This window comes from Anderseniella sp. Alg231-50, from assembly GCF_900149695.1.
Lineage (GTDB): Bacteria > Pseudomonadota > Alphaproteobacteria > Rhizobiales > Aestuariivirgaceae > Anderseniella.
In genome coordinates, this window is record NZ_LT703005.1 from 74130 (window position 1) to 98430 (window position 24301).

A 24301-nucleotide genomic window follows, 5' to 3' on the forward strand; every position below is an offset into this window, starting at 1 on the left:
AGCGTGACGTGCCATGAAACCCGCCATCGTAGACAGCCATTGCCATCTCGATTTCGACGTCCTGCATGACGACTTGACCGGTGTGATCTCCCGCGCCCACGAAGCCGGTGTTCACATGATGGTGTCGATTTCCACAAGGGTCAAAAATTTTGACGCCATTCGTGCTATTGCGGATGCGCATGAAGAGGTGTTCTGCACTGTCGGCACGCACCCTCACAATGCGGCGGAAGAACCGGACGTGACCGCAGAACAACTGATTGCGCTGGCACGATATGCCAAGTGCATCGGCATCGGTGAAGCCGGTCTGGATTACCACTATGACAATTCGCCACGTGAGGCGCAGGCTCAGGGGTTTCGTACCCACATTGCCGCGGCGCGGGAGACCGGCCTGCCGCTGGTAATTCATTCGCGTTCGGCGGAGGCTGACACCGCAGAAATCCTCGAGGATGAAATGGGGAAGGGGGCCTTCAAGCCGCTCCTGCACTGCTTTTCATCCCGGGTTGAACTGGCGCAGCGCGGTCTGGCTCTCGGAGGTTATCTTTCATTCTCCGGCATCCTGACATTCAAGTCGGCGGAAGCAATCCGGGACGCGGCCAGATTGTGCCCGCTGGACAAGATGCTTGTGGAAACCGATGCGCCATATCTGGCGCCGGTGCCGCATCGCGGCCAGAGCAATGAACCGGCCTTTACTGCCCATACCCTGGCGCACCTGGCCGATGTCAAAGGCATCAGTGTCGAGGACATGGCCCGGATCACGTCGGACAACTTCTTCCGTCTGTTTGACAAGGCCCCGCGGCCTGCAGTTTTCGGAGTTGCTGCATGAGCCTGACATTGACCATTCTGGGCTGCGGGTCATCAGGTGGCGTTCCGCGCATCGGCAACAACTGGGGCCAGTGTGACCCGGATGAACCGAAAAACCGCCGCAAGCGATGTTCCGTGTTGCTGGACAAGCGGGAAGGGGATGCCGTCACCCGCGTCCTGGTCGACACCACGCCTGACCTTGTTTCCCAACTCAACAGCGCGGATGCGGCAGCACTTGACGGGGTATGGTTCACCCACGAACACGCCGACCACACCCATGGCATCGATGATTTACGCCAGGTTGCAATCAACATGAGGTCACGGGTCAGCGTGTGGGCGGAACGAAATACCGCCGACATGCTCATGTCGAGGTTCAGTTATTGCTTCGTCACGCCGCCGGGCTCGTCCTATCCGCCGATACTCGAGATGAACGGCATCCAACCCGAGACGCCGGTGTCCACTACTGGCGCAGCGGGCGAGATAAACGCCATGCCGTTTGAGGTGAACCATGGTGACATAGACGCTCTGGGCTTCCGCGTCGGTGACGTTGCCTACACACCGGACCTCATCAAGGTGCCGGAGCATTCGCTGCAATATCTGGACGGCCTGGACATATGGATCGTTGACGCACTCAGGCGCACGCCGCATCCAAGTCACTTCAGTCTTGATGATGCACTTGCATGGATTGAACGCATCAAACCCAAGCGCGCCATATTGACCAACATGCACATCGATATGGACTACCAGGCACTGTGCAGCGAATTGCCTGCAAATGTGGTGCCCGCATACGATGGAATGATCGTGGAGATCGGTTGATGAATGCTCTTTTACGAGCATATGCCCAAGCCTGGTCGCAAGCCGGTGTTCCGAAGCTTGCCGCACTGATAGGCACGATTGAAGCACCTGATGGTTTGTTGTCACCGGAAGACCAGGTGCCGGCCTCCCTGAAACAGGACTATGACCAGGCTGTTGAGGCCCTGACCGTGTTCCCGAAACTGAAACAACAACTGTCAAGGATTGGCGACCGTTTACCGTGGATGCAGGGTGCTATGAGAATGCCGGCTTCCTTTCAGGGCAGATTTGCGTATGTCGAGCTGGCCGGGCCAACGGGCATGATCGCAATCAGCGACATTAGATTTGGTCTCTACCTGCAGCAACACGACACTGTTTACCCAAGCCACTGGCATGAGGCAGTAGAAGATTATCTGATCGCCAGCGGCACCGCGTTGTGGCAGGTCGATGATGCAGGTTTCAACGCCCAGCCGCCAGGTACACACATCAAGCATGCATCAAACCAGCCGCACGCCACGACCACGCTGCAGGATCCGTTGCTGGCCATGTGGTTCTGGCAAGGTGATATCCGGAACAGCACTTATCGTGTTGTGGGTGTGGATGCCTGACGTAAGCGTCCTTCAACATCGCGGATAACCACACACCAAGTCAGCTTTCTGTTTGAGCCACCACTTTGGACGGTGCCTGTCCCATGGCTTTGCCGAAGGCGGCCGTGAACGCGCTTGGACTTCGGTAGCCATGCAGCTTCGCGACAACGGACACTGGTACACCCTGCGACAGACTTTCAAGTGCACTTTGAAAACGCACACGCTGACGCCATTGGATGAAACTCATCCCCAGATCCCGTTCAAACAACCGCGCCAGCGTTCGAGCAGAGGCGCCGCACACGGCCGACCAGCCATCCAGTGTTCTGCGGTCTGAAGGATCAGCCAAAAGTTCCGCGCACACCTTCTGTAACCTGATATCCCGGGGCAGGGGCACATGCAGTGACAGTGCCTGGGCCCGGTCAATTTCCTGCTCGATCAATTTGGCAATCAGGCTGCCGCGACTATCGGGACCATATGCAACCGGCTCTTCCCCCAGTGCCAGGATCAGTTCCTTCAGCAATCCGGGAACAGTCATGACGCTCAATTTCTGCGGACGCGTCCTGATCGCCAGCGGATCAATATACAATGTACGCATGTCCACAGCGCCGTGCATGCTGACTGAATGGGAAATACCGGCGGGTATGTAAGCGGCACCATCGGGCGGCACCACCCATGCGTCCCGTTTTGTTCTCAGCCGCATCACGCCGTTTATGGCATACAGCAGCTGAACTCGTTCGTGCTGATGCGGCGGAATGGAAAAACCATCGGAAAAGCTCTTTGCCATGACCACAATCGGCTGCGGCAGATTCTGGTAGTCAACTGGATTGGTGCTGCGTGAGGTAATGGTACTCACCGGATCTTCCTATACCCTGAATAGCGCATTTGGCTTGTTTTCGACGAATTGTGGCATGACATCGAAAATCAGACAATTCTATTATGAACGCCCGAGCGGCAAATTCATCGCCGCATATGAAGGTTTCACAACCGTGACCAGAGATCGCTGTTACTTCCTGCTGTTGAACATTGGCCACTTCCTCGACCACCTGTTCACCCTGATATTCGCTACTGTTGCCGCGCTGGCTCTGCACCGGGAGTGGGGCGTCGGTTATGCCGAACTGCTCGTCTATGCGACGCCCGGGTTCTTTGCATTCGGTCTTTTCTCGCTGCCTGCCGGTTGGCTTGCAGACAAGTGGAGCAGGGACGGAATGATGGTTGTTTTCTTTGTTGGCATCGGCCTGTCCGCCATAGCCACCAGCTTTGCCGCGACGCCGATGCAGATTGGTTTTGGCCTGTTCGTGATTGGCATGTTCGCCGCTATCTACCATCCGGTCGGCCTCGCCATTGTCACCATGACCTGGCGCAATACCGGCATGCGCATCGCCGCCAATGGGGTCTGGGGAAATCTTGGCGTGGCATGCGCTGCGCTGATCACCGGCTACCTGATCGACAATGGCGGCTGGCGCATGGCGTTCGTCCTGCCGGGCATATTCTCAATTGTGACCGGACTGGCTTACCTGGCCTTGCGGCGCGATGCCATCCGCGCCGACCGGACGCCAGGCAAAGCAGAACAGGCAGTATCGAAATTTGGGCCGTCACCGACAATGCGGACATTGCTGCTGCGCGTCTCCGCAATTGTGTTCGTGACAACCGCAGTTTCTTCAATCATCTTTCAGTCAACGACTTTCGCACTGCCGAAAATATTCGACGAACGCCTGCAAGGCTTCGCCGGTCAGCTCTCCGCGTTAACGAAGACGCTTGGCGACGCTGGACACAGTGACATGGCGACCATGATAGGATCATTGGCATTCTTCGTGTTTGCTGCGGCATCCATAGCGCAACTGGTTGTCGGCAGCATGCTGGATCGCTTCGGCCCACGAACAGTGTTCATGACAGTGGCAGCCATGCAGCTGTTGTTCTTCTCGCTGATGCCGGGCCTGACTGACAGCATCGCGTTCTTCGTTGCGCTTGGTTTCATGCTGGGCGCGTTCGGCCAGATACCGATCAACGACTACATGATCGGCAAGATGGCCAGCGGCCCATACCGCGCACGTATCTACGGCGTCAGGTATGTTGTCGCGTTTTCCGTGCTTGCCGTGTCATTACCGCTCATTGCATTCGTCTATGAGAATTGGGGTTTCGACATGCTGTTCCGCATTCTGGCCGGCGCAGCGCTGCTGATCCTGTGCGCGGTGGCAGCACTGCCGCGCAAACTGCCGACGCCGGAGACATCTACGGCAGCAGCAGAATAGGACTAATGCAGCCAGGCAGATAGGAATACACGCAAAACTGTCATTTCCCCATGGCATAATATTCCATAATATATATTATGCGAATATCCTGCATAGCTACATAGCTACATGCTACAAAGCACATATGTGAAACTGATCGCTGACAGCTAACAGCTCGTGGAATTTGCGCGAACATTGCTGGAAGGTGTTGTACGGGAGAATCTTCCAGTCGGTCACTTCACGACACTGTAAACCTCACCAGCAATCCGAGCGCCCAGAAAATGGCCCCGCCCCCGAACAGAATGAACAGCGGAAACAGGAAAAGTTCGAAAGTCTGGTAAATCTTTGCAGTGCTTTCGGGATTGGACTGCAGATACAGGATCGGTACCTTTTGCCGTGTTTGGTAACGAAAGAATTCCCCGTAGCCAAACGGCGACTCAAACTCGACTTTCTTGCCGTTCTTCGTCTTGAAAGCGATAACGGGAGCAAAGCTCTTGTCTCGGACTCCAGAACCGCTAGTGGGTTCCTGTTGATTGTTTGCTACCACGACACCCTCGGTCACGGTTGCTTGAAGCCAAAAGGAAACGTTGCCGAAGAACATGTAAAGACCAAGCGCCATCACCGCCAGGCCGCCCCATCGAAAAATGTAGTGCATAATCACAAAAGGCAGGCTGTCTCGATCAATCCCGGAAATTTTTCCCTGATTCTTGGATTTTGCAAACCAACTGCGTAGTGGGCGCCGTTTTCCAGTCATGAGATATGTGTCCGTTTACTTGCTAGTGGACACCAATGACTGAGCCGGTTGCTGGCTCAAACGGTCGATGATGCGACAGCGTGTGCTGTCAGAAAAAGCCTTGAAAACGAGGTCGAGCAAATCATCTGTCATCGAGCACAAACATCCAGTAATTTTGCTGCCTGTCAAGCTGGTCAAAAACCATCCAGGCCAATTGGGTACCTGTTGGTCGCTGTGGCGGGTTCGTAGTAAACAGCCCGACAGTTAAATCATGCAAGGAGATGCGTTATGGACCAGTTCACCGGCGGCTGCACTTGCGGCAATGTACGACTTGTGGCCTCCGGGTCCCCGTACCGGGTTGGCTTGTGTCATTGCCTCGACTGTCGCAAACATCACGGCGCCCTGTTTCATGCATCCGCGATATTCCCCGAGGATGCGGTAGAGATTGATGGCGAAGTCCGCGACTATGCCGGACGGTTTTTCTGTCCGCGCTGCGGCTCGTCTGTTTTCGCTCGAAGCGCAGATGAAATTGAGGTGAACCTGGGATCCCTGGATGCTCCCGATCAACTGACGCCAACCTACGAAAGCTGGATCTGCCGCCGCGAATCCTGGTTGCCGCCGTTTCCGCTCAAGCACCGTTACGAGCGCGATCGTGACCACACCGGGCGCTCTGAAGAGTAGATACCTCGACCGAACACACGACTATCTTGCCAATCGCTTTTCCATGACAAAATTGGTCAGCGATACATCACCCATCTGCACGGACTGTTGCCTGACCACCCACCAGCCCTGGCGTTCGAAGAACCTGCGCGCCATATGGCTGGCCTCGGTATCAAGACGCCTGATATCCAACCGCAATGCCTCGGCCTCGACCTTCTCATAAAGGGCCCTGGCGATACCTTTGCCAATCAGGTCAGGAGCGACAAATGCAAGGTCTATGTGCCCTCCTGCGTCCAGCGTCATGAAACCGGCAAGCCTCGTGTCCAGTTGAGCTACAAAGGTTTGTTGTTTGAACAGCCTGTCACGCCATTGGTCTGTCTCCGGTACTTTTTCAGCCCAGGCGGCCCTTTGGTCAGCATCATAATATCCGGCCGCACCCTGCCTCACGGCATCATAAAAGATCTGCGCCGTTTCACAGACGTCATCATCGCCACACTTTCTGATACTGAGGTTTTTCATGTCGCTGATACTGCCTGCGGCCGCCAATAACCGGTGACGTTGAAAGGACGCGCTATTGCGCGTCCTCTACTCTTTAGAATGCTGATCCATTGAAGTCAGCTGGGTGCCGCGCCCTGTGTTTGTGTATAGACGGCATAGAGCGACTGGCTCGCCACCATGAACAAACGATTGCGCTTGGGACCCCCGAAGCAGAGGTTGCCGCAGATTTCCGGCAGCCTGATACGACCGACCAGTTTACCGTCCGGGTTCCACACGGTTACGCCGCTGTAACCGACATTGCGTCCGGCATTGCTCGATATCCAGACATGACCGGAAACATCGCAGCGCACACCGTCGGGGCCGCACTTCACACCATCGACCATGCAATCGGTAAACAGCCGATGATTGGAGACACTGCCGTCATCACCGACATCCATGACGTACACATTGCCCTGCCCGCCGGGCCCGGTGTCGCCTGGCCCCTTGCCCGTACTCGCAACATAAAGCCGCTTATGGTCGGGCGAAAAGCAAAGACCATTGGGATCAGGTATCTGTTCCTCGGTTGCAACAACAGTAATCGTGCCGTCCGGAGCCAACCGGTAGGTCTGGGTCGGCAGCTCGCGCTTCCACTGTGTGCCAATCCCGGCCGGTTGTCCGAGTGTAGGGTTCAGCCTGCCGTCCGGATTGGTCGGCCCGCCGGCAATATCAGGGGCACCCTCATAGACCAGGCTGCCATATGGCGGGTCTGTAAACCATACACTGCCGTCGGGGTGCGCAACAGCGTCGTTGGGTGAGTTCAACCGTTTGCCGTCATAGGAATCGGCAAGCACCTTGGCCGAACCGTCAAGTTCGTAGCGAACCACGCGCCGCATCAAATGCTGGCAGGATATCTGCCGCCCCTGGAAGTCGAACGTGTTGCCGTTACTGTTGTTCGACGGACTCCGGAACACGCTGACGTGGCCGTCGTCTTCGATCCAGCGCATCTGCCGGTTGTTCGGAATATCACTCCAGACCAGGTAGCGCCCGACACTGTTCCAGGCCGGTCCCTCGGCCCAAAGGGCTCCGGTCCACAGGCGCTTGATAGCGCTGTTCGGTTGCGCAAGGCCATTGAATGACGGATCGACCGCGATCACATCCGGATCCCAGAAGTATGTGGTTGGCGCACCACCGGGTGCAAAGTCGCGCGGCGGGCTGGTGACCGTAGATGGTGGTGCTACCGGCCCCGGTTCCTGGGTAAGCGCCGGCCGGGCGCCGATGGCAATCGCCCCTGCTCCCGCACCGACAGCACCTGCAGCCCAGAGAAAGTGGCGGCGGTTAAGACCGTGCCCGGCGTCCGGTTTCCCGGCTGCCGTATCGGTCGCGTCAATCGAGTTGCGTTTTCGCTCTCTTGACATGTTTCTTCCCTTCCTGGTTATACACTAGCCACCTTCGCCGAGCAGGTAGTGATGCTTGGTCTGTGCCGTCCGTTCCGGTGTCAGTTAATCCCTGTGCGCTAACCGAATGGTCAAGTCACACTATCGCCGCCTGCTGGATCGTGAATCCCCCTTCTTTGCGTATCTTGGTATACTGCCAAGATGTAACTGGTACTGACGATACGGCCTGTGTCTGTCACTTTCAAGGACACGGGACGCAAAGAGCCGGGCCCGGTGCGACGTTACTGAACTCTGCCCAGCAATCCGCTGGCCACATCCTCAAACATTTCGATGCTGTCCATGGTATTGGCCAACAACATGGCACCTTCCAGGGCTGCAATGATTTCCGCGGACTTGGGCTTGCTGGCTGCGCCATCCAACGCTTCATCCAGCCAGTCGATGTTGGCCTGGAAGAACACCCGAACCGCATCGGCGACCTGCACCGGCAATCCCCTCGCCTCGGCGCCCAGCATGGCACACAGGCAAATGGCGTTCTCCTGAACCAGCGCATGCCGGAAGACGCCAATGTAGCCGGCAAGCCTGTCCTGCGGTGTCGTCGCATGCATTGCCAGATCTAGCGCCTCAAACACTTTTGCCGTGTAAGCAGCCACAACCGCTACGCCCAGATCCTCCTTGCGTGGAAAGTGATAATGCACGCTGGCGCTCTTGACACCGACATCACTGGCAAGGTCACGGAAACTGACGGCGCCATAGCCGTCCAAACGCAACCTGGCCTCTGCTGCTTCAAGTATTCTGTCGTGCATGGACATGTTCAGCTCCTGCAGAAATATCTACCTATCATTAGATAGGCTATTGACGATCGATTGCAAAGCTTATAGTGCTCATCTACCTACTGATAGGTAAACAAACAGGAGAGCGAAATGAAGATCCATGATTTCCCCGGTTTCCCGAACCCGGCCCGTATCCGCATTGCACTTGCCGAAAAAGGTTTGACCGACAAGGTGGAATTTATCCATGTCGATGTTCCGGCGGGTGAACATCAACGCGAAGAATTCCGCAGCAAGAACCCGTCCGCCGCGGTGCCGGTACTCGAACTGGAAGACGGCACGATGATTTCCGAATGCACGGCCATTACCGAATACCTGGACAATCTGGATGGTGCCCCTACCCTGACCGGCACAACCCCGAAGCAACGTGCGGTAACCAGCATGATGCAGCGCCGCGCCGAAGCCGGATTGCTGGATGCAGTAGCCGCCTATTTTCACCACGCCACACCCGGCCTTGGCCCGGATATCGAGAAGACGCAATGTGAACCGTGGGGTAAGTTGCAACGTGATCGCGCATTGGACGGCATGCGTTACCTTGACAAGGTTCTGGCAGATCGCCCGTATGTTGCCGGTGAGGATTTTTCCGTTGCCGATATCACGGCCTTCGCCGGTCTGGCATTCGCAGACTTTGCCAAGATTGACATTCCGGCTGATTGCGGGAACCTGAAAGCCTGGCACCGGAAGGTGGCACAGCGTCCGAGCATAGCCGGCTAACCACGCAACAACGAAAGAGCAAACTCAATGCAACTCAACGCAGATTTTTCAAAACGCGCGGCAGTTCACGGCGAACAGACTGAGTGGGTGAAATCGCCAATGCCCGGGGTGGACAGGCGCATGCTGGACCGGCTCGGCGAGGAGGTGGCGCGAGCCACCACCATCGTTCGCTATGCGCCGGGCAGCAAGTTTTCGCCCCATGTGCATACCGGTGGTGAAGAATTCATGGTGCTGGATGGTGTGTTTCAGGACGAACACGGCGACTTTCCCGCCGGCAGCTACATCCGCAACCCTCCTGAATCCAGCCACACCCCGGGCTCCGAGCCCGGCTGTGTGATCATGGTGAAGCTTTGGCAGTTCGACATGGCAGACCGCACCCACGTTCGCATCGATACCAACAAAATGCGCGCCCTGCCCATGGCCGACCGCCCCGGCGTTTCAGTCATGCCACTGTTTCATGATCGCCGTGAGGATGTGAGGATGGAAATCTGGGATGCCGGCGCTACTGTCGACCTTGCCGTTCCCGACGGCATTGAACTGTTTGTCGTAGACGGAAGCTTCGTGGAAAGTGGCGAAACCTTCCAATCTCAGTCATGGCTCCGGCTGCCCTGCGGTGATACCTTGCGCGCAACCGCAGGCAAGGATGGATGCAAGGTATGGATCAAGGCAGATCACCTCAAGGAAACACCGACGGCTCCGGCGACCTGACATCGCCGGGCCCCGAAACCCTCCCCAGGCAGGAAATAACCACCCTGCTGGCAATCATGCAGGCGTTGCGGACACCTGAAACCGGGTGTCCGTGGGACCTGCAGCAGGATTTCTCGTCGATCGCGCCATACACCCTGGAAGAAGCTTATGAGGTGGTGGACGCCATTGAGCGCGCAGAGATGGATGACCTGCGAGATGAACTGGGCGACCTGCTGCTGCAGGTGGTCTATCACGCCCAGATGGCAAAAGAGGCCGGTCACTTTGAATTTGCCGACGTGGTAGAAGCGATCTCAACGAAAATGGTCCGGCGCCACCCGCATGTATTTGGTGATGCCGCAACACGGGCCGCCGGAGTAGAAACAGGCTTTTGGGAGCGCGCCAAGGATGCCGAACGGCAAGGCACGGCAAAACAGCGCGAACGGGTGCTTGACGATATTCCCGCCGCCCTGCCTGCACTGACGCGCGCCCTGAAACTACAAAAACGTGCCGCCCGGGTTGGATTCGACTGGCCGGATATTTCACAGGTTCTGGACAAGATTGTCGAAGAGGCACAGGAACTGACAGAGGCCCGCAACAGCCTTCCCGTAGAAAAACAGGCCGAGGAATTTGGTGACCTGTTGTTCGTGATGGTCAATCTGGGTCGTCATCTGGGTCTGGACGCGGAAGACGCATTGCGTCAGGCCAACTCAAAATTCACTCGCCGTTTCAATTACATAGAAGACACGCTGGAGGCACGCGGGAGCTCAGTCGAAGACGCTGACCTCAACGAGATGGACATGATCTGGAACGAAATACGCCAGCGTGACAACGGCGCAGATTAGCTCGATCGCTTAATCGACCGTCGAAGCCGGGCTCAACCGCTCTCCAAGACGTTTTTGAGCTGCTCCCGCCTGCCGGTCGTCGAACCGCGCTTTAATCGTGATCCGCCCATCCTCGTGATCCTGCCGCGACAGAACTTCGGAATGCTCGTAAATCCAGGCCAGTTCCGCCCCCTCGCCTGTCGCCAGAGAAACATCCAGCACAGGATTGCGATGGGCCAGCCGGCGCTCCAGCATATCCAGCATTTCCGGAACGCCCTGCCCGGTCAGGGCCGAGACCATGAGGACATTGTCCTTGCGGGCACTCTCTTCCTGGAGCACCTCGGCATGTTCGGGAACCACCAGGTCGATCTTGTTCCACACCTCGACAATCGTTGACAGGCGTTCATCGCTGACCCCGAGGTCGCGCAGCACGGCCATGACATCACCGGCCTGCTCCTGAGTTTCGGAATGTGCGATGTCGCGCACGTGCAGGATGATATCCGCCTCCAGCACCTCTTCCAGGGTCGCCCGGAAAGCTGCAACCAGCATGGTCGGCAAATCGGAAATGAAACCAACCGTATCCGACAGAATGACTTTTCGTCCCCGCGGCAGTTCAATCTGGCGCATTGTCGGATCGAGAGTTGCAAACAGCAAATCTTTCGCCATGACGCCTGCATCAGTCAAACGGTTGAACAATGTCGACTTGCCGGCATTGGTATACCCAACCAGTGCGACAACAGGATATGGCACCTTTGCCCGGCTCTCACGGTGAAGTGTTCTGGTACGAATGACCTGGTCCAGCTGCTTCTTCAGACGCGAGATGCGGTCCTGGATGATGCGCCGGTCAGCTTCAAGCTGGCTTTCGCCCGGACCGCCCATGAACCCGTGCCCACCACGCTGGCGTTCCAGGTGGGTCCATGAGCGCACCAGCCTGCTCTTCTGGTAATCCAGATGCGCCAGCTCAACCTGCAGCGTACCTTCCCTGGTACTGGCACGCCGGCCGAAGATTTCCAGAATCAATCCGGTCCTGTCCACGACCTTGACCTTCCAGGCACGTTCCAGGTTGCGCTGTTGACCGGGAGACAATTGGACATTGAGAACGGCGAGATCGGCTTCCGTTTCTTCTATCTGCCGGCCGAGTTGCTTTACCTTGCCCGAGCCGAAAAACGAGGCCGGATTCAGACTGGGTACCGGAACCACCAACGCATCGGCTATCTCCAGTTCAATGGCCAGCGCCAGGCCAACCGCTTCTTCCAGCTTGTCATCGGCATCACGCCAGCCGGATGCGACCTGCCTGTTCTTGACATCAGGGTGAATAACGAAAGCCCGCGTGACCACGGGCCCTTCAATCTGAAAATCGACGCCACCGCCGTTTTGAGTGTTCATTTGCAAGATTTACTTTTTGCTATCGGTTGAACCGGCACCATCTTTGCCGGTTCCATCTTTACAATGCTATCCGATCAGCCCGGCTACTATTCGCTGTTGTCGTCGTCGTAGAGCGAAATCTGCTGTCCGGGCATAATGGTCGATATGGCATGCTTGTATACCAGCTGGGACATCCCGTCACGACGCAACAGCACACAGAAATTGTCGAACCAGGTAATAACGCCCTGCAGCTTCACCCCATTCACGAGAAACACGGTGACAGACACCTTGTTGCGCCGCACAGTGTTCAGAAAGGTATCCTGGAGATTTTGTTGTTTTTCTTGCGCCATTTTGGACTCTCTTTTTATTTTTTTTGGGCGCTCTAGTATTCCCGTTGGAATTCTAATGACCAGCCCCGGAACTTGCCCACCGACTTAGTAACTATAAAGACTGCACCCAGCATGCACCAGCGTCAATTGTTCTCAGATCGCCAAGGGTATGAGTCAACCTGCATAAAGCCGCAGAAAGCGCTGGCAACGTGTTGATAATATGTCTTTTTTTCAATCAAAATAAGAGCGGATTGAACTGCCCGAGGTATTAGAAGTATTCAATGCTGACACGGAACAGGTGTTGAATTTCCTCGATCTTGTCGCGCAGCGCAAACATGATCACCCTGTCTTTCGGCCTGATTTCAGTATCGCCGGTGGGGATTATTACCTGCTCATCGCGGACCACGGCACCAATTCTGATGCCCTCGGGCAAGTCTGCCTCACGTAACGGCTTGCCTATCATGGGCGAGGTTTCCAGCGCCTCGGCCTCCACCACTTCCCCATCGCCACCTTCAACGCCATGCACGCCCCTGATGCGACCGCGCCGGACATGCTGAAGCACACTGGAGACCGTAACCGAGCGCGGATCGATATAGGCATCGATGCCGAGAGGGGAAATCAGCGGGCGGGCGTCGAGGTTCGACACAAGACACGCGGTTGAGCGGGCACCGTGCTGCTTTGCCAGCATTGCCGACAGCACATTGACCTTGTCGTCATTGGTGAGCGCTATATAGGTTTCGGTGCGGCCGATTTCGGCTTCCTGCAGCAGGTTGGCGTCAAGCGCGCTGCCACTCAGGACAACCGAGTTGGTCAACAGGTTTGCAACCTCTTCCGCCCGCTTGATGTTGGGCTCGATGATGGTCACCTTGATGCTGGAGTCCCGCTCTTCAAGCTTGCGGGCGACGTACATGCCTATTGTACCGCCGCCACCGATCAACACCCGGTTTGCCGGTCGCTCTTCGTGGCCAAACAATGCCAGCGTTCGGGCTGCCTGGCTCTGGTCGGTAACCACATATACCCGGTCACCCGGCAACATCTGATCGTCGGACTTGGGCACAAAAAGCGCATGATCGCGAACAATACCGCACACAACCGCCTTCAGGTCCGGAAACAAGCCGGTCAGTTGCGAAAGCGAGGTATTGACCACCGGGCAATCCTCTTCGAGCTTGATACCGAGCGTCAGTACTTTTTCGTCGGCAAAGTAGATCGCCTCAAACGCTCCAGGCAATGCGAGCCTGCGAAGCACCATTTCACCAACGGCCACTTCCGGCGATATGACAACGTCGATTGCGGTATTGTCACGGGTAAACAGACTGGAGTATTGCGGCAGCAGATATGACTGGTCCCGGACCCGGGCCACCCGGGTAGGTATATTGAACAGCGCCTTGGCCACTTCACATGCCATCATGTTGACCTCGTCCACAAAGGTCACCGCAATGATCATGTCCGCTTCGCCGGCCCCGGCCTCGTTGAGCACATCGGGATGCGCGCCATGCCCGACAATCCCGCGCACATCGGTGCTCCCCGAGATTGCCTCCACAAGCGCGGCTGAAATGTCGATAACCGTCACGTCATGGTTTTCAATAGCGAGACGCTCGGCGATGCCTCTGCCGACCTGTCCGGCACCACAAATGATGATCTTCATTCAGATTCCCGAATCACCCTGCTGCAGGAAAAGTAAATCGAATTCACGGGACATTGGGCCAACACGCCCGCAAAGACAAGTCGGCTATTGCTGCATCCAACGCCTACTTGATGGCTTGCTTAACTGTATTCAGCCCCCGACCGCCGACTGGGCCGCCTCGCTGTCGTCTCGTTCAGTTACGGTGATATCAAGTGCCCTCATCTTTCGGTGAAGGGCAGAGCGCTCCATGCCCACAAAGGACGCCGTCTTTGAGATATTACCGCCGAAGCGACTGAGCTGGGCCCTTATGTATTCGGTCTCGAAAGTGTCACGTGCCTCTTTCAAAGGCATTGACATCAGGTTCTCAATTCCGTTTCCACTCCCGTTACTGCTGGTCGCGCCGGTCAGGTCGGCGGGCAACAATTCAGCGGAAATCGGCTCGTCGGCCTCACCACCTGACATGATCAACAAGCGCTCAACCGAATTCTTCAACTGCCGCACATTGCCGTTCCAGTCCATCGTCTGGATCATGGCCAGTGCATCGTCTGCAAAGGTCCTCAGCGGCTTGCTCGACTGTGTGGAATACAGGGTGCAAAAATGCTGAACCAACTCCGGAATGTCCTCCCGGTGCTCGTGCAGCGACGGCAGGTTGATCGGCACAACCGCCAGCCTGTGCAACAGATCTTCTCGAAATGCCTCGGCCTTGACCAGGGCATTGAGGTCCTTGGAACTGGAACTGACGATACGAACATCAACCTTTACCTGCTTGGCGCCACCTACCCGATTGAAGGTCTGATCGACGAGAACCCGGAGCACCTTGCCCTGGGTTTCAATGGGCATATCCGCCACTTCGTCCAGGTACAGTGTACCGCCGTGCGCCGCTTCAAGCCTGCCAACCCTGGTGGGATTGCCGTCCTGGCCCTCAACGCCAAACAATTCTTCTTCCATACGTTCAGGAAGCATTGTGGCGGCCGGTAACACAACGAACGGTGCCTCGGCCCGTGTTGACCAGCTGTGAATACTGCGTGCCGCAAGTTCCTTGCCCGATCCCATTGGACCAAACAGCATAATGCGCCCGTTGCTGGGCGCAGCACGCTTCAGCACGAGCGTCAAGTCTCGGATCACATTGGAGGAACCGATTATGTCGGAACTCTCACCGCTCTGGCTGCGCAACTGTTCGTTCTCACGCTTCAGCCGGGAATTCTCAAGCGCCCTGCCGACCACATGTATCAACCGGTCTGCCTTGAACGGTTTTTCGATATACTCATAAGCACCCCGTTTGATCGCGGACACGGCCGTCTCGATATTGCCGTGCCCCGAGATAATCACCACCGGCAGGTCCTTATGAACTTTCTTTATCTCAATCAGCAGATCCAGCCCGTCAAGGCGCGAGCCCTGCAACCAGATATCAAGTATGACCATTGCCGGGCGCCGCTCGGCTATCGCTGCCAGGGCGGCGTCACTATTACCGGCCAGGCGGGCTTCATACCCTTCATCCTCCAGAATACCGCCAATCAATTCACGTATATCTTCTTCGTCATCGATTATCAGTAGGTCAACCGCCATTTTCAGGCCCTTTCCGCAAGGTGATCGCTGGGTTTCCCATCCGCACTATGGTCTGCCAGATCGCTTTCGCGTGCGTCGTCTTCCGGTGCCTTTTTGAACTCCAGACTCACACACGCGCCACGTCCATTGTGAAAATTGGCCGGGGCATCACTCAAAGTCAGCCGGCCGGAATGCTCTTCCATGATCCGCGTCACTATTGCCAGGCCAAGGCCTGTACCCTTTTCGCGTGTGGTCATGTATGGCTCGGTCAGCCTGGAACGGTTCTCGTCCGGCAATCCGATCCCGTTGTCGGCAACTGAAACGGTAACTCTCGTCTTGGTCTGTTTTATGGAAACCTGGATCTCGCCGGGCACCGAAGGATCTGACAGCAGGCGGGTTTCAATGGACTCCCGGGCATTCTTGACAAGGTTGGTCATGGCCTGGTCGACCAGCCGCCTGTCCAGCGGCAATACAACCGGGTCTTCGGGAAAACTGGTTTCGAACCTTACCGTTTCGTCGCTGGCCTTTTGCAGAACCAGCGCCTCGCGCACCAGGGCAGTCAGGTTATTGGGTTCCAGTTGCGCACTTGGCATACGTGCAAATGAGGAAAATTCGTCAACCATGCGGCCAATGTCGCCGACCTGGCGAACGATGGTGTCGGTGCACTGGTCGAACACTTTACGATCGCCGGTTATCTGGTCTCCGTATTTTCGCCGCAGCCGCTCCGCAGACAATTGTATCGGCGTGAGCGGATTTTTGATCTCATGTGCAATTCGCCGTGCAATATCCGCCCAGGCAGAGTTCCTCTGTGCTGAGACAAGTTCCGTAGTGTCGTCAAAGGTGACAACGTAGCCGTCCGTGCCCTCATCGCCGCGCTCTGTGGTTACGCCGGTCATGAAGGTTCGTTCCTGGTCTCCGACACGGCGGGTTATGGTGCCGTCCGCATATCCGTCAAACCGGCCTTTCGCTTTCGAGAAGATCGACCTGATTTCAGGTAGCACATCGAGCACGGCCTTGTCTGTGACGTCGCTTTGCTCAAGTTCGAGCAGTTCAAGAGCCGACTTGTTGCACAACGTTATGGTACCGCTTTCATCGAGGCCGAGCACACCGGCACTAACTCCGCCCAGAACCGCTTCGGTAAAGCGGCGGCGTTCATCAAGCTCGGCATTGGTAGTGGTCAGTTCTTCGCGCTGGGATTGCAGCCGATCGGTCATCTGATTGAAGGTTGCCCCCAGCGTCGCCATGTCACCGGTTGCGTTTTCAATAGAAACCTTGGTGTCAAGCTCGCCGGCGCTCACCAGCCGGGCCGCCGATACCAGCGACACAATGGGCTGCACCAGCCTGTTTGAAAACAACAGGCCCAGCCAAATCGCCGACAACAGAAAGATAAACGCAATTCCTGCATACAAGGCGGCAAAGTTAAGCTGCAGTGATCTGCGCTGGGCAATCAGATTGTCAAATTCGGTCCGTTGCGAACGGGCCTTTCCGAGTTGTTTGATAACTTCCGGATTCACCAGGCGATAGAGATACAGATAGTATCCGTCGACTTTCTCCAGCCTGATCAACGCCCGGATCACGTTACTGCCTTCATCTGGCTGGCGAACCACCATTTCTCCCGTGGTTGCCTGAGCAATGTCCTCCGGAGCCGGGGGACGGAACTTGACCAGCTTGTTGGCTGTTGCGGAAACCGCAATTTCCTTGGTGGTCGGGTTCATGACGAACAGACCTGACAGCCCGCGTACTGAGCCGAAAGTCGCTACCCTGCGGATCATTTTTTCCCGATTGAGGGTAAACTCGTCAGCCCTTTGATTGATCTCGTTGGCGATAAATGCTGCGTCGCTGCGCGCTACCTCGAGGTTTTCGCGTATATAGGCTTCGGCGACCGCTTCGGCAGAATCAACAATTGACTGCGTCTGCCCTGACAACCAGATGTCCAACCCCCTGTTCAGGGTCACGGTGGCAAATGCCGCAACGATTATGGCCGGCAGCACCGCAAACAAAGACAGCAGGGCGACAATGCGAATATGCAGGCCGGAGCCCGGTACCCGTCGCATCCTTGCCATTGTCAGCTTGGTCAGTTGCCAGGCAATCAGACCGGCCATCAGCGTCAACAATATACCATTGGCAAAAAGCAACAGGCGCGCATTGTCCGGTTGCGGCTCCAGGTGCGTCAGCCCGGTCAGGTAAAGATAGGTTCCCAGACCACACAGAACAGTCAGGCTGGCTAGGGACATACCTGCCCAGTTCAACCATTTGTTGCTGAGAAACGACTCCGCAGACTGGTCATGCAGCGGATCGGATGTTTGCGGGCTGGATATGTCCGACAACACAGTCATGGAGCGCTGGACCCGGTTTCAAGGTAAAAACTGCACCCCCGTGCGGTGTTGCAAAAACGCAACACTAATGTGGCAAATATGTGACACCTGCCCGGCATGACGTTGAATTCCCGGCAAACTGACACAAATAAGCGTGAATGCCCGCATGTACCGCCTGGATGTCTAAAAACATGTGGATAAATTCTACAAAAACAGAAGCTTAAGACGCTAAATTGATTCCGTTTTAATTCGCAGTTGAAGAGGTTAGTGCCTCGTCCCCGGAGTCTTGACCACACTGAGCCCGAGCTCCTTGATTCTGGTGCGCAGCGTATTGCGGTTGATGCCAAGCAGGTTAGCCGCCTTTATCTGGTTGCCGCCGGTGGACGCCAGCGTGGCGTTGATCAGCGGCACTTCCACCTGCTGGATCACACGATGGTACAGACCATCCGGCGGCAGATTGGGCTGGAAGCCGGCAAAATACTGAACCAGGTGGTTTTCGACAAATTCAGACAGCGAGTTGTATGACGCCGGGTCCTTGTCTGCACCCGGTGAACTCTGGATTGCAAACTCCTGCTCAACCGTGGTTGCCGAAATCTCGTCACCGACATGAACGGCACAAAGCCGGCTTACGAAATTCTCGAGCTCACGTATGTTCCCCGGCCACCGGGCGCGGCGCAGCGCATCTATGGCACCGGCGGAAAACGTCTTGAACGGCAGTCCCTGCTGCTCGTTCCGGCGCAGAAAATGGTTCACCAGATCAGGTATGTCATCGGTTCGTTCGCGCAATGGCGGCAACCGTAACGGCACCACGTTAAGCCGGAAAAACAGGTCTTCACGGAACATGCCCTGGGCGATCAGCTGATTCAGATCGCGGTGGGTTGCCGCAACAATCCGGACATCCGTCTTGATTGGCCTCACACCGCCAACAGACGTGTACTCGCCTTCCTGAAGGACGCGCAGCAGCCGTGTCTGCGCCTCCATAGGCATGTCGCCGATTTCATCAAGGAACAATGTTCCGCCATGGGCCTGCTCAAACCGGCCCAGGTACCTGGATACCGCACCCGTGAAGGCCCCTTTCTCATGCCCGAACAATTCGGATTCAATCAGTTCCCTGGGAATTGCAGCCATGTTCATTGCAACAAACGGCGCCGCCTTGCGCCCGGAGAAATCATGCAATGCGCGCGCCACAAGTTCCTTGCCGGTGCCGCTTTCACCCTGGATCATCACCGTGAGATCCGTCTGCGTCATACGCGCGACAATCCGGTAAATATCCTGCATGGCGGTCGAGCGGCCGACAATCGGCATGCCATCGCTTTCTTCTGCTGCCTGGCGCTGCCGGACAGGTTGATCAGCCTTGCGGGAATCTTCCAGAGCCTGACCGACGGTTGTAACCAGTGCATTGAGATCAAATGGTTTCGGGAGATAATCATAGGCACCGCGTTCACTTGCGGTGATGGCAGTCATGATGGTGTTTCGCGCACTCATCACGATCACGGGCAGGCGCGGACGCTTGGCCCTGATGCGCGGCAGGATATCAAATCCGCTTTCATCGGGAAGAACCACATCGGTCAGAACAACGTCGCCGTGCCCTTCACTGACCCACCGCCATAACGACGCGGCATTGCTTGCCGCGCGCACATCATAGCCCGCCCGGGTCAGCGCCTGGGTGACGACGGTTCTGATCGCCGCGTCGTCATCGGCTACAAGTACAGTTCCCGGCGTCATTCACCAGTTCCTCTCGCACAAATTGAAACAACAATATTTTGCGTTTTCATGTAGTTACCCTTGGCCCCGTTCTCAGGAATGCATCGCCCCTCATTCGATTTCACCCATTGAAACCGGCAACAACACCCTGAAAATCGTGCCCTCGTCCTGTGTTGAAGCGTCGACGATCCCGCCGTGGTCACGCACAAGCTTCGCGACCAGGGCAAGACCCAATCCGCGTCCGCTGTCCTTGGAAGTAACGAAAGGGTCAAACAGGTGCTGGGCAACATCGTCGGAGATGCCTGCCCCATTGTCATGAACGGCAATTTCAAGCGGTAGGGATACTGACCGCTCGCTGCCGGATATCTGCATTCGGATGCCCGGCTTATACGATGTGGATAAGGTAATTTTTCCAGCGGCCCCGGTTTTGTCAATCGCTTCGGAAGCGTTTTTGACCAGGTTGAGAAACACCTGGATAAGCTGGTCCCGGTTGCCGCTGATGTGCGGCAGGGAGGGATCATAGCTCTCGACAAAGGCAATGTGGGACGCAAACCCGCTGGCCGCCAGTTTGCGCACGTGCTCCAGGACCGTGTGCACGTTCAGAGGTTCCATGGCAGGTGCCCTCTCGTCCGAGAACACTTCCATCTGATCGACCAGTTCACGAATACGGTCTGTCTCGCTGCATATCAGCTGGGTCAGTTCCCGGTCCTCGACAGGCGCGTTCGTTTCCAGCAGCTGTGCCGCGCCACGAATACCGGACAGCGGGTTTTTGATCTCATGCGCCAGCATCGACGCCATGCCGGACACAGACCGTGCCGCCTGCAGGTTATTGAGTTGCCGGTCGAACGCCAGTGCAACGGAACGCTGTAGTATGACCAGTATGATACTGCCCGGATCTTCCGGTATGACCCCTGCCTGAATGTCGACGGTTCGGCCACCGCCGGTGCGCGGCGTTCCCAGTTTCACGCCATACTCAGACAGGGTCGTTCCAGTCGCGCGCAGTCTTGTGGTTGCAGTATACAGCGGGCTTGCGAACGGCACGATATCGTCGAGGCCCATGCGTTTGAGCATCGACTGGCTGACAGAGAAGAACTCTTCAGCCGCTGCATTGGCGGCAACGATCCTGTCATCGGCCGAAATGACCACGACCGGGCTGGGCAGAGATTGCAGCATCACGCTCGCGGAGAACTCGTTTTGGTCATGTGTATTCATGCTGCAACCATTCTTTGCGCTGCAGAGCGGAGTTGGCTCCGCAATTCATCGAGGCCGGATTTAACCTCGTCTGCATTGTCCAGTTTCAGCAGTCTGGCGCGCCACTTCGACATTTCGGCCTGGTCGTACAACCCCTTGTCCCGCCAGCGTTCGAGCGCCCACCCGATATGCTTGCGCGCGATACGAACGCCGTTTGGCACCCCGTAGTGCTTGATGATCTGCTCGTAGTGTTCGAAAACAATGGCGGCCTGCTGGTCGATTGCCGGTTCTTCGATGCCGCAACCAGGATCGAGCTGGTTGGCCAAGACCCCCGGCCACCAGGGTCGCCCATAAGCTCCCCTGCCGATCATGACCCCGTCTGCGCCGGATGCGTCCAGCATGGCGTTTACGTCGTCGATACTGGCACCATCGCCATTTGCAATAAGCGGAATTGTGATTGCCTGGCCGACTGACCTGATAGCCGCCCAGTCGGCCTTTCCCTTGTAAAACTGATTGCGGGTGCGGCCATGCACTGTGATCATGCAGACACCCAGCTGTTCGGCACGCGCGGCCAGTTCCGGTGCATTCAGACAATCAAAATCCCAACCCAGCCGCATTTTGAGTGTGACCGGCACACTGCTTGCCCGCACCGTTGCATCTATCAGGCTGCAGGCGTGGTCGAGATCACGCATGAGCGCTGACCCGGACAACTTGCCGGCCACCTCACGCGCCGGACAGCCCATGTTGATGTCGATGATATCCGCACCGATCTTCTGCGCCAGCTCCGCGCCGCGCGCCATCCACTCAGGCTCGCGGCCTGCCAGCTGCAGCACGAAAGGAAACACCCTCCCTGCCCCGGTTGCCCGGCGCACTATATCCGGCCTCGCCTCCACCAGTGCATTGCTTGCAACCATTTCCGATACCACAAGGCCGGCACCGTATTTATGTGCCAGAACCCTGAACGGCTCATCGGTTACACCAGACATGGGAGCCAGGAAGACGCGATTGCGAATTTCGTGCGCTCCAATAAAAATGCCCATAAATTAGACGCTCAAGCTTTTCGTTTAATTTTCAGGCACATTAACATCTGGCCGCGACATTGCAATTGTTCTATTTGCCGCGCACGCAGCTTGCCCTTCGGGTGACCGGCCTGTTAGAGGTTCACCCGCAGACCAGGCTTCCAATCAGGGCGGCAAAGTTATGACCACAGCAGTTATCATCGTTGCAGCAGGCGCCGGCTTGCGTGTCGGCGGAGAAGTGCCGAAGCAATACCAGCAAATCGGTGGGCAAGCCGTGCTACGCCATACGGTGCGGGCTTTTCAACGACATGAGGGTATTGATCACATACAGGTGGTTATCGGAGACAACCACGATGAACTCTACAGGGCTGCTGTTTCAGACATGAACCTGCCAGAGCCGGTCCAGGGCGGTACGACGCGACAGGCGTCGGTGTATAACGGGTTGCAGGCAATAGCTGCGCTGAAACCGACCAAGGTCTTGATCCATGATGCAGCAAGGCCGTTTGTTGATACGGAAATCATTTCATCAGTCATTGACGAACTGTCGCGGTCACCGGGTTGCATTCCCGCTGTCGCTGTAGCCGATACGCTGAAACGCACAAATGACGGCATCATTGTCGAAACGGTCGACCGCTCCGGACTATGGGGCGCCCAGACACCACAGGCGTTTCGATTCAGCGACATTTTAAAAGCGCATGTCTCCGCAGCCGCGAGCGAGCGAGCGGATTTTACCGATGATGCATCAATCGCCGAATGGGCCGGACTGGACGTTGCAATCATTCCGGGACGGCCGGAGAACACCAAGATCACGACAAGTGCGGATCTGCAACAGGCAGAAAAACGGTTGAATACGAGGACATCAGAAATGCTGAACGATGTAAGAGTGGGTCACGGTTATGACGTACACGCCTTTGAAGACGGTGACCACGTTGTCCTGTGCGGCCTGAAAATACCGCATACCAGGAAACTGAAGGGCCATTCCGATGCCGACGTCGGCCTGCATACGCTGACCGATGCCATTTTGGGAGCCTTGTGCGAAGGCGATATCGGCAAGCACTTCCCGCCGACCGATGAAAAATGGAAAGGCGCCGCATCAGACATCTTTCTCAAACATGCCGCAAAGCTGGTTGCTGACAGGGGTGGAATGATCTCGCATGTTGATCTGACACTCATCTGCCAGGCGCCAAAAATGCGACCCCACGTGGATGCCATGCGTGTTAATGTGGCGCAAATCATCGGCATTGCCGTTGACCGGGTATCGGTGAAAGCCACCACAACGGAATGGCTGGGTTTCACAGGCCGCGAAGAAGGCATTGCAGCCGCCGCTACCGCCACAGTCCGATTGCCGGAGTGACCTTATGTTTGATCGTCAGTTAGTCATTGAAGCAAAGGACACGCTCGACATGCTGCGTGATGGCGGACTGATGCTGGCAACTGCAGAAAGCTGCACCGGTGGATTGATTGCCGGTCTCCTGACCAGCATCGCAGGCTCATCAGGCATGGTCGACCGCGGCTTCATCACCTATTCCAACGAGGCCAAGTCGGAAATGCTGGATGTGCCCATGGCACTGATTGAACAGCATGGCGCGGTATCGGAACAGGTGGCCCGTGAAATGGCGGAAGGCGCGCTGCGAAACTCGCGCGCAAATGTCTCCGTCTCCGTAACCGGCATCGCCGGCCCCCGCGGCGCTACAAAAGGAAAACCGGTAGGACTGGTTCACTTCGGGTGCGCCCGTCCGGAGATGAGTACACACCATGTCTGCATGACCTATGGCGACATTGGCCGCAACGAAGTTCGCCACGCCGCAATTGGCACCGCACTGGCCATGGTTCGCCAGTCCATCAGCCAGGGTGGCGGAATGCTGGCCTGAGCGCGGAACTGCAGCATTTGCCTGCCCGGTTCTGGAAATTCAATGTCATACTCCCCATATAAAGCCTAACTGAAATTTTACGGGGGTATATACTTATGCGTCTAATCCTGAACATTCTTTGGCTTCTGTTTGGCGGCATCTGGTCCGCCATAGCCTGGTTACTGGTCGGAATCCTGGCGGCAATCACCATTGTCGGCCTGCCGTGGGCCCGGTCCTGTTTCATGCTGGCGAATTATACGTTATGGCCGTTCGGACGCGATGTAATCGCCCGTGACGAACTTTACGGTCGTGAAGACATCGGAACCGGTGCGCTGGGATTGTTCGGCAACGTGGTGTGGTTCGTACTGGCCGGATGGTGGCTGGCAATCATGCACCTGACATTTGCCGTCGCCAACGCCATCACCATAATCGGCATCCCGTTTGCCTGGGCTCACGTAAAGCTGGCCGGAGCCTCCCTGTTTCCCGTCGGCAAGACCGTGCAGGACCTGGAGATTGTCGACGAGGCGATGCGCAATACAGCCCGCAGCCGCGTGGAAGAAATACGCAGCTGACACTGCCAACCGGACAATTCAAGACAAGAAAATGGCCGCAGAACCAATCTGCGGCCATATCTTTTT

At 56.6% G+C, this 24301-nt stretch carries 24 protein-coding genes; 11 read left to right on the forward strand and 13 right to left on the reverse strand.

Annotated elements, in window-relative coordinates; genetic code table 11:
* Positions 1–13 precede the first annotated feature (13 nt).
* From DHN55_RS16570 to DHN55_RS16580, 3 genes are read left to right on the forward strand one after another with little or no spacing between them, the layout of a single operon-like run.
* A complete protein-coding gene (locus DHN55_RS16570; protein WP_108882632.1) occupies positions 14–823 on the forward strand; it encodes a TatD family hydrolase in 810 nt (269 codons plus the stop codon).
* Positions 820–1617 (forward strand): MBL fold metallo-hydrolase, encoded by a 798-nt coding sequence (locus DHN55_RS16575; protein ID WP_108882633.1) that lies wholly within the window; start codon positions 820–822, stop codon positions 1615–1617. The genes DHN55_RS16570 and DHN55_RS16575 overlap by 4 nt, the downstream gene beginning before the upstream one ends.
* Positions 1617–2201: a dimethylsulfonioproprionate lyase family protein gene (locus tag DHN55_RS16580; protein ID WP_108882634.1), complete on the forward strand. Its 585-nt coding sequence runs from the start codon at positions 1617–1619 to the stop codon at positions 2199–2201. The genes DHN55_RS16575 and DHN55_RS16580 overlap by 1 nt, the downstream gene beginning before the upstream one ends.
* A 40-nt stretch (positions 2202–2241) precedes the next feature.
* On the opposite strand, the gene DHN55_RS16585 is transcribed toward DHN55_RS16580, so the two are convergent.
* Positions 2242–3033, reverse strand: a complete 792-nt coding sequence (locus tag DHN55_RS16585) for an AraC family transcriptional regulator (RefSeq protein ID WP_337660435.1) — start codon at positions 3031–3033, stop codon at positions 2242–2244.
* Between the two features lie 55 nt (positions 3034–3088).
* On the opposite strand from DHN55_RS16585, the gene DHN55_RS16590 reads away from it, so the two are divergent.
* The gene (locus tag DHN55_RS16590) at positions 3089–4429 is read left to right on the forward strand and encodes an MFS transporter (protein ID WP_337660436.1); all 1341 of its coding nucleotides are present in this window, start codon (positions 3089–3091) and stop codon (positions 4427–4429) included.
* Positions 4430–4646: 217 nt separating this feature from the next.
* Here the strand turns inward: DHN55_RS16590 and DHN55_RS16595 are convergent, their stop codons facing one another.
* A complete protein-coding gene (locus tag DHN55_RS16595) occupies positions 4647–5162 on the reverse strand; it encodes a DUF3592 domain-containing protein (protein ID WP_108882635.1) in 516 nt (171 codons plus the stop codon).
* A gap of 267 nt (positions 5163–5429) precedes the next feature.
* On the opposite strand from DHN55_RS16595, the gene DHN55_RS16600 reads away from it, so the two are divergent.
* Entirely contained in the window at positions 5430–5822 is a 393-nt protein-coding gene (locus DHN55_RS16600) for a GFA family protein (RefSeq protein ID WP_108882636.1), read from the forward strand.
* Between the two features lie 21 nt (positions 5823–5843).
* On the opposite strand, the gene DHN55_RS16605 is transcribed toward DHN55_RS16600, so the two are convergent.
* The 3 genes from DHN55_RS16605 to DHN55_RS16615 form a co-directional block, all read right to left on the reverse strand.
* On the reverse strand, positions 5844–6320 hold the full coding sequence (locus DHN55_RS16605) for a GNAT family N-acetyltransferase (RefSeq protein ID WP_337660437.1): 477 nt from the start codon (positions 6318–6320) through the stop codon (positions 5844–5846).
* Positions 6321–6415: 95 nt separating this feature from the next.
* A complete protein-coding gene (locus DHN55_RS16610; RefSeq protein WP_108882638.1) occupies positions 6416–7693 on the reverse strand; it encodes an SMP-30/gluconolactonase/LRE family protein in 1278 nt (425 codons plus the stop codon).
* Between the two features lie 260 nt (positions 7694–7953).
* Entirely contained in the window at positions 7954–8481 is a 528-nt protein-coding gene (locus tag DHN55_RS16615; protein WP_108882639.1) for a TetR family transcriptional regulator, read from the reverse strand.
* 111 nt (positions 8482–8592) lie between these two features.
* On the opposite strand from DHN55_RS16615, the gene DHN55_RS16620 reads away from it, so the two are divergent.
* The 3 genes from DHN55_RS16620 to mazG are packed head-to-tail and all read left to right on the forward strand — an operon-like array spanning position 8593 to position 10742.
* Complete coding sequence (locus DHN55_RS16620) at positions 8593–9213, forward strand: glutathione S-transferase N-terminal domain-containing protein (protein WP_108882640.1); 621 nt, start codon at positions 8593–8595, stop codon at positions 9211–9213.
* 27 nt (positions 9214–9240) lie between these two features.
* Positions 9241–9921, forward strand: coding sequence for a cupin domain-containing protein (locus DHN55_RS16625; RefSeq protein ID WP_108882641.1), 681 nt, complete (start codon positions 9241–9243; stop codon positions 9919–9921).
* Positions 9870–10742, forward strand: a complete 873-nt coding sequence (gene mazG, locus DHN55_RS16630; protein ID WP_108882642.1) for a nucleoside triphosphate pyrophosphohydrolase — start codon at positions 9870–9872, stop codon at positions 10740–10742. The genes DHN55_RS16625 and mazG overlap by 52 nt, the downstream gene beginning before the upstream one ends.
* A 9-nt stretch (positions 10743–10751) precedes the next feature.
* Here mazG and hflX read toward each other — a convergent pair whose 3' ends face one another.
* The 8 genes from hflX to dusB all read right to left on the reverse strand — a co-directional run bounded on the left by hflX (position 10752) and on the right by dusB (position 21834).
* A complete protein-coding gene (hflX, locus tag DHN55_RS16635; protein ID WP_108882643.1) occupies positions 10752–12107 on the reverse strand; it encodes a GTPase HflX in 1356 nt (451 codons plus the stop codon).
* 86 nt (positions 12108–12193) lie between these two features.
* Positions 12194–12436 (reverse strand): RNA chaperone Hfq, encoded by a 243-nt coding sequence (gene hfq / locus DHN55_RS16640; protein WP_108882644.1) that lies wholly within the window; start codon positions 12434–12436, stop codon positions 12194–12196.
* A gap of 247 nt (positions 12437–12683) precedes the next feature.
* Positions 12684–14060: a Trk system potassium transporter TrkA gene (gene trkA / locus DHN55_RS16645; protein WP_108882645.1), complete on the reverse strand. Its 1377-nt coding sequence runs from the start codon at positions 14058–14060 to the stop codon at positions 12684–12686.
* 129 nt (positions 14061–14189) lie between these two features.
* Positions 14190–15605, reverse strand: coding sequence for a nitrogen assimilation response regulator NtrX (gene ntrX / locus DHN55_RS16650; RefSeq protein ID WP_108882646.1), 1416 nt, complete (start codon positions 15603–15605; stop codon positions 14190–14192).
* Between the two features lie 2 nt (positions 15606–15607).
* The gene (locus DHN55_RS16655) at positions 15608–17920 is read right to left on the reverse strand and encodes an ATP-binding protein (RefSeq protein WP_108882647.1); all 2313 of its coding nucleotides are present in this window, start codon (positions 17918–17920) and stop codon (positions 15608–15610) included.
* Between the two features lie 243 nt (positions 17921–18163).
* On the reverse strand, positions 18164–19624 hold the full coding sequence (gene ntrC / locus DHN55_RS16660; protein ID WP_108882648.1) for a nitrogen regulation protein NR(I): 1461 nt from the start codon (positions 19622–19624) through the stop codon (positions 18164–18166).
* 90 nt (positions 19625–19714) lie between these two features.
* On the reverse strand, positions 19715–20815 hold the full coding sequence (locus tag DHN55_RS16665; protein ID WP_108882649.1) for an ATP-binding protein: 1101 nt from the start codon (positions 20813–20815) through the stop codon (positions 19715–19717).
* On the reverse strand, positions 20812–21834 hold the full coding sequence (gene dusB, locus DHN55_RS16670; protein WP_108882650.1) for a tRNA dihydrouridine synthase DusB: 1023 nt from the start codon (positions 21832–21834) through the stop codon (positions 20812–20814). Before dusB ends, DHN55_RS16665 begins: the two co-directional genes overlap by 4 nt.
* Before the next feature lie 160 nt (positions 21835–21994).
* Here dusB and DHN55_RS16675 point away from each other — a divergent pair, with 160 nt between their 5' ends.
* The 3 genes from DHN55_RS16675 to DHN55_RS16685 all read left to right on the forward strand — a co-directional run bounded on the left by DHN55_RS16675 (position 21995) and on the right by DHN55_RS16685 (position 24235).
* Positions 21995–23167: a bifunctional 2-C-methyl-D-erythritol 4-phosphate cytidylyltransferase/2-C-methyl-D-erythritol 2,4-cyclodiphosphate synthase gene (locus DHN55_RS16675; RefSeq protein ID WP_108882651.1), complete on the forward strand. Its 1173-nt coding sequence runs from the start codon at positions 21995–21997 to the stop codon at positions 23165–23167.
* 4 nt (positions 23168–23171) lie between these two features.
* Positions 23172–23684, forward strand: a complete 513-nt coding sequence (locus DHN55_RS16680; protein WP_108882652.1) for a nicotinamide-nucleotide amidohydrolase family protein — start codon at positions 23172–23174, stop codon at positions 23682–23684.
* Between the two features lie 95 nt (positions 23685–23779).
* Positions 23780–24235: a YccF domain-containing protein gene (locus DHN55_RS16685; protein ID WP_108882653.1), complete on the forward strand. Its 456-nt coding sequence runs from the start codon at positions 23780–23782 to the stop codon at positions 24233–24235.
* Positions 24236–24301: the final 66 nt, after the last annotated feature.

Coding starts and splice junctions, on each gene's coding strand:
- DHN55_RS16625 (WP_108882641.1), top strand. CDS start 9,241: ATGCAACTCAACGCAGATTTTTCAAAACGCGCGGCAGTTCACGGCGAA.
- DHN55_RS16605 (WP_337660437.1), bottom strand. CDS start 6,320: ATGAAAAACCTCAGTATCAGAAAGTGTGGCGATGATGACGTCTGTGAA.
- hfq (WP_108882644.1), bottom strand. CDS start 12,436: ATGGCGCAAGAAAAACAACAAAATCTCCAGGATACCTTTCTGAACACT.
- DHN55_RS16685 (WP_108882653.1), top strand. CDS start 23,780: ATGCGTCTAATCCTGAACATTCTTTGGCTTCTGTTTGGCGGCATCTGG.
- DHN55_RS16620 (WP_108882640.1), top strand. CDS start 8,593: ATGAAGATCCATGATTTCCCCGGTTTCCCGAACCCGGCCCGTATCCGC.
- ntrC (WP_108882648.1), bottom strand. CDS start 19,624: ATGACGCCGGGAACTGTACTTGTAGCCGATGACGACGCGGCGATCAGA.
- DHN55_RS16575 (WP_108882633.1), top strand. CDS start 820: ATGAGCCTGACATTGACCATTCTGGGCTGCGGGTCATCAGGTGGCGTT.
- DHN55_RS16595 (WP_108882635.1), bottom strand. CDS start 5,162: ATGACTGGAAAACGGCGCCCACTACGCAGTTGGTTTGCAAAATCCAAG.
- DHN55_RS16590 (WP_337660436.1), top strand. CDS start 3,089: ATGACATCGAAAATCAGACAATTCTATTATGAACGCCCGAGCGGCAAA.
- DHN55_RS16600 (WP_108882636.1), top strand. CDS start 5,430: ATGGACCAGTTCACCGGCGGCTGCACTTGCGGCAATGTACGACTTGTG.
- hflX (WP_108882643.1), bottom strand. CDS start 12,107: ATGAACACTCAAAACGGCGGTGGCGTCGATTTTCAGATTGAAGGGCCC.
- DHN55_RS16615 (WP_108882639.1), bottom strand. CDS start 8,481: ATGTCCATGCACGACAGAATACTTGAAGCAGCAGAGGCCAGGTTGCGT.
- DHN55_RS16665 (WP_108882649.1), bottom strand. CDS start 20,815: ATGAATACACATGACCAAAACGAGTTCTCCGCGAGCGTGATGCTGCAA.
- DHN55_RS16580 (WP_108882634.1), top strand. CDS start 1,617: ATGAATGCTCTTTTACGAGCATATGCCCAAGCCTGGTCGCAAGCCGGT.
- DHN55_RS16570 (WP_108882632.1), top strand. CDS start 14: ATGAAACCCGCCATCGTAGACAGCCATTGCCATCTCGATTTCGACGTC.
- trkA (WP_108882645.1), bottom strand. CDS start 14,060: ATGAAGATCATCATTTGTGGTGCCGGACAGGTCGGCAGAGGCATCGCC.
- dusB (WP_108882650.1), bottom strand. CDS start 21,834: ATGGGCATTTTTATTGGAGCGCACGAAATTCGCAATCGCGTCTTCCTG.
- mazG (WP_108882642.1), top strand. CDS start 9,870: ATGGATCAAGGCAGATCACCTCAAGGAAACACCGACGGCTCCGGCGAC.
- ntrX (WP_108882646.1), bottom strand. CDS start 15,605: ATGGCGGTTGACCTACTGATAATCGATGACGAAGAAGATATACGTGAA.
- DHN55_RS16610 (WP_108882638.1), bottom strand. CDS start 7,693: ATGTCAAGAGAGCGAAAACGCAACTCGATTGACGCGACCGATACGGCA.
- DHN55_RS16680 (WP_108882652.1), top strand. CDS start 23,172: ATGTTTGATCGTCAGTTAGTCATTGAAGCAAAGGACACGCTCGACATG.
- DHN55_RS16655 (WP_108882647.1), bottom strand. CDS start 17,920: ATGACTGTGTTGTCGGACATATCCAGCCCGCAAACATCCGATCCGCTG.
- DHN55_RS16675 (WP_108882651.1), top strand. CDS start 21,995: ATGACCACAGCAGTTATCATCGTTGCAGCAGGCGCCGGCTTGCGTGTC.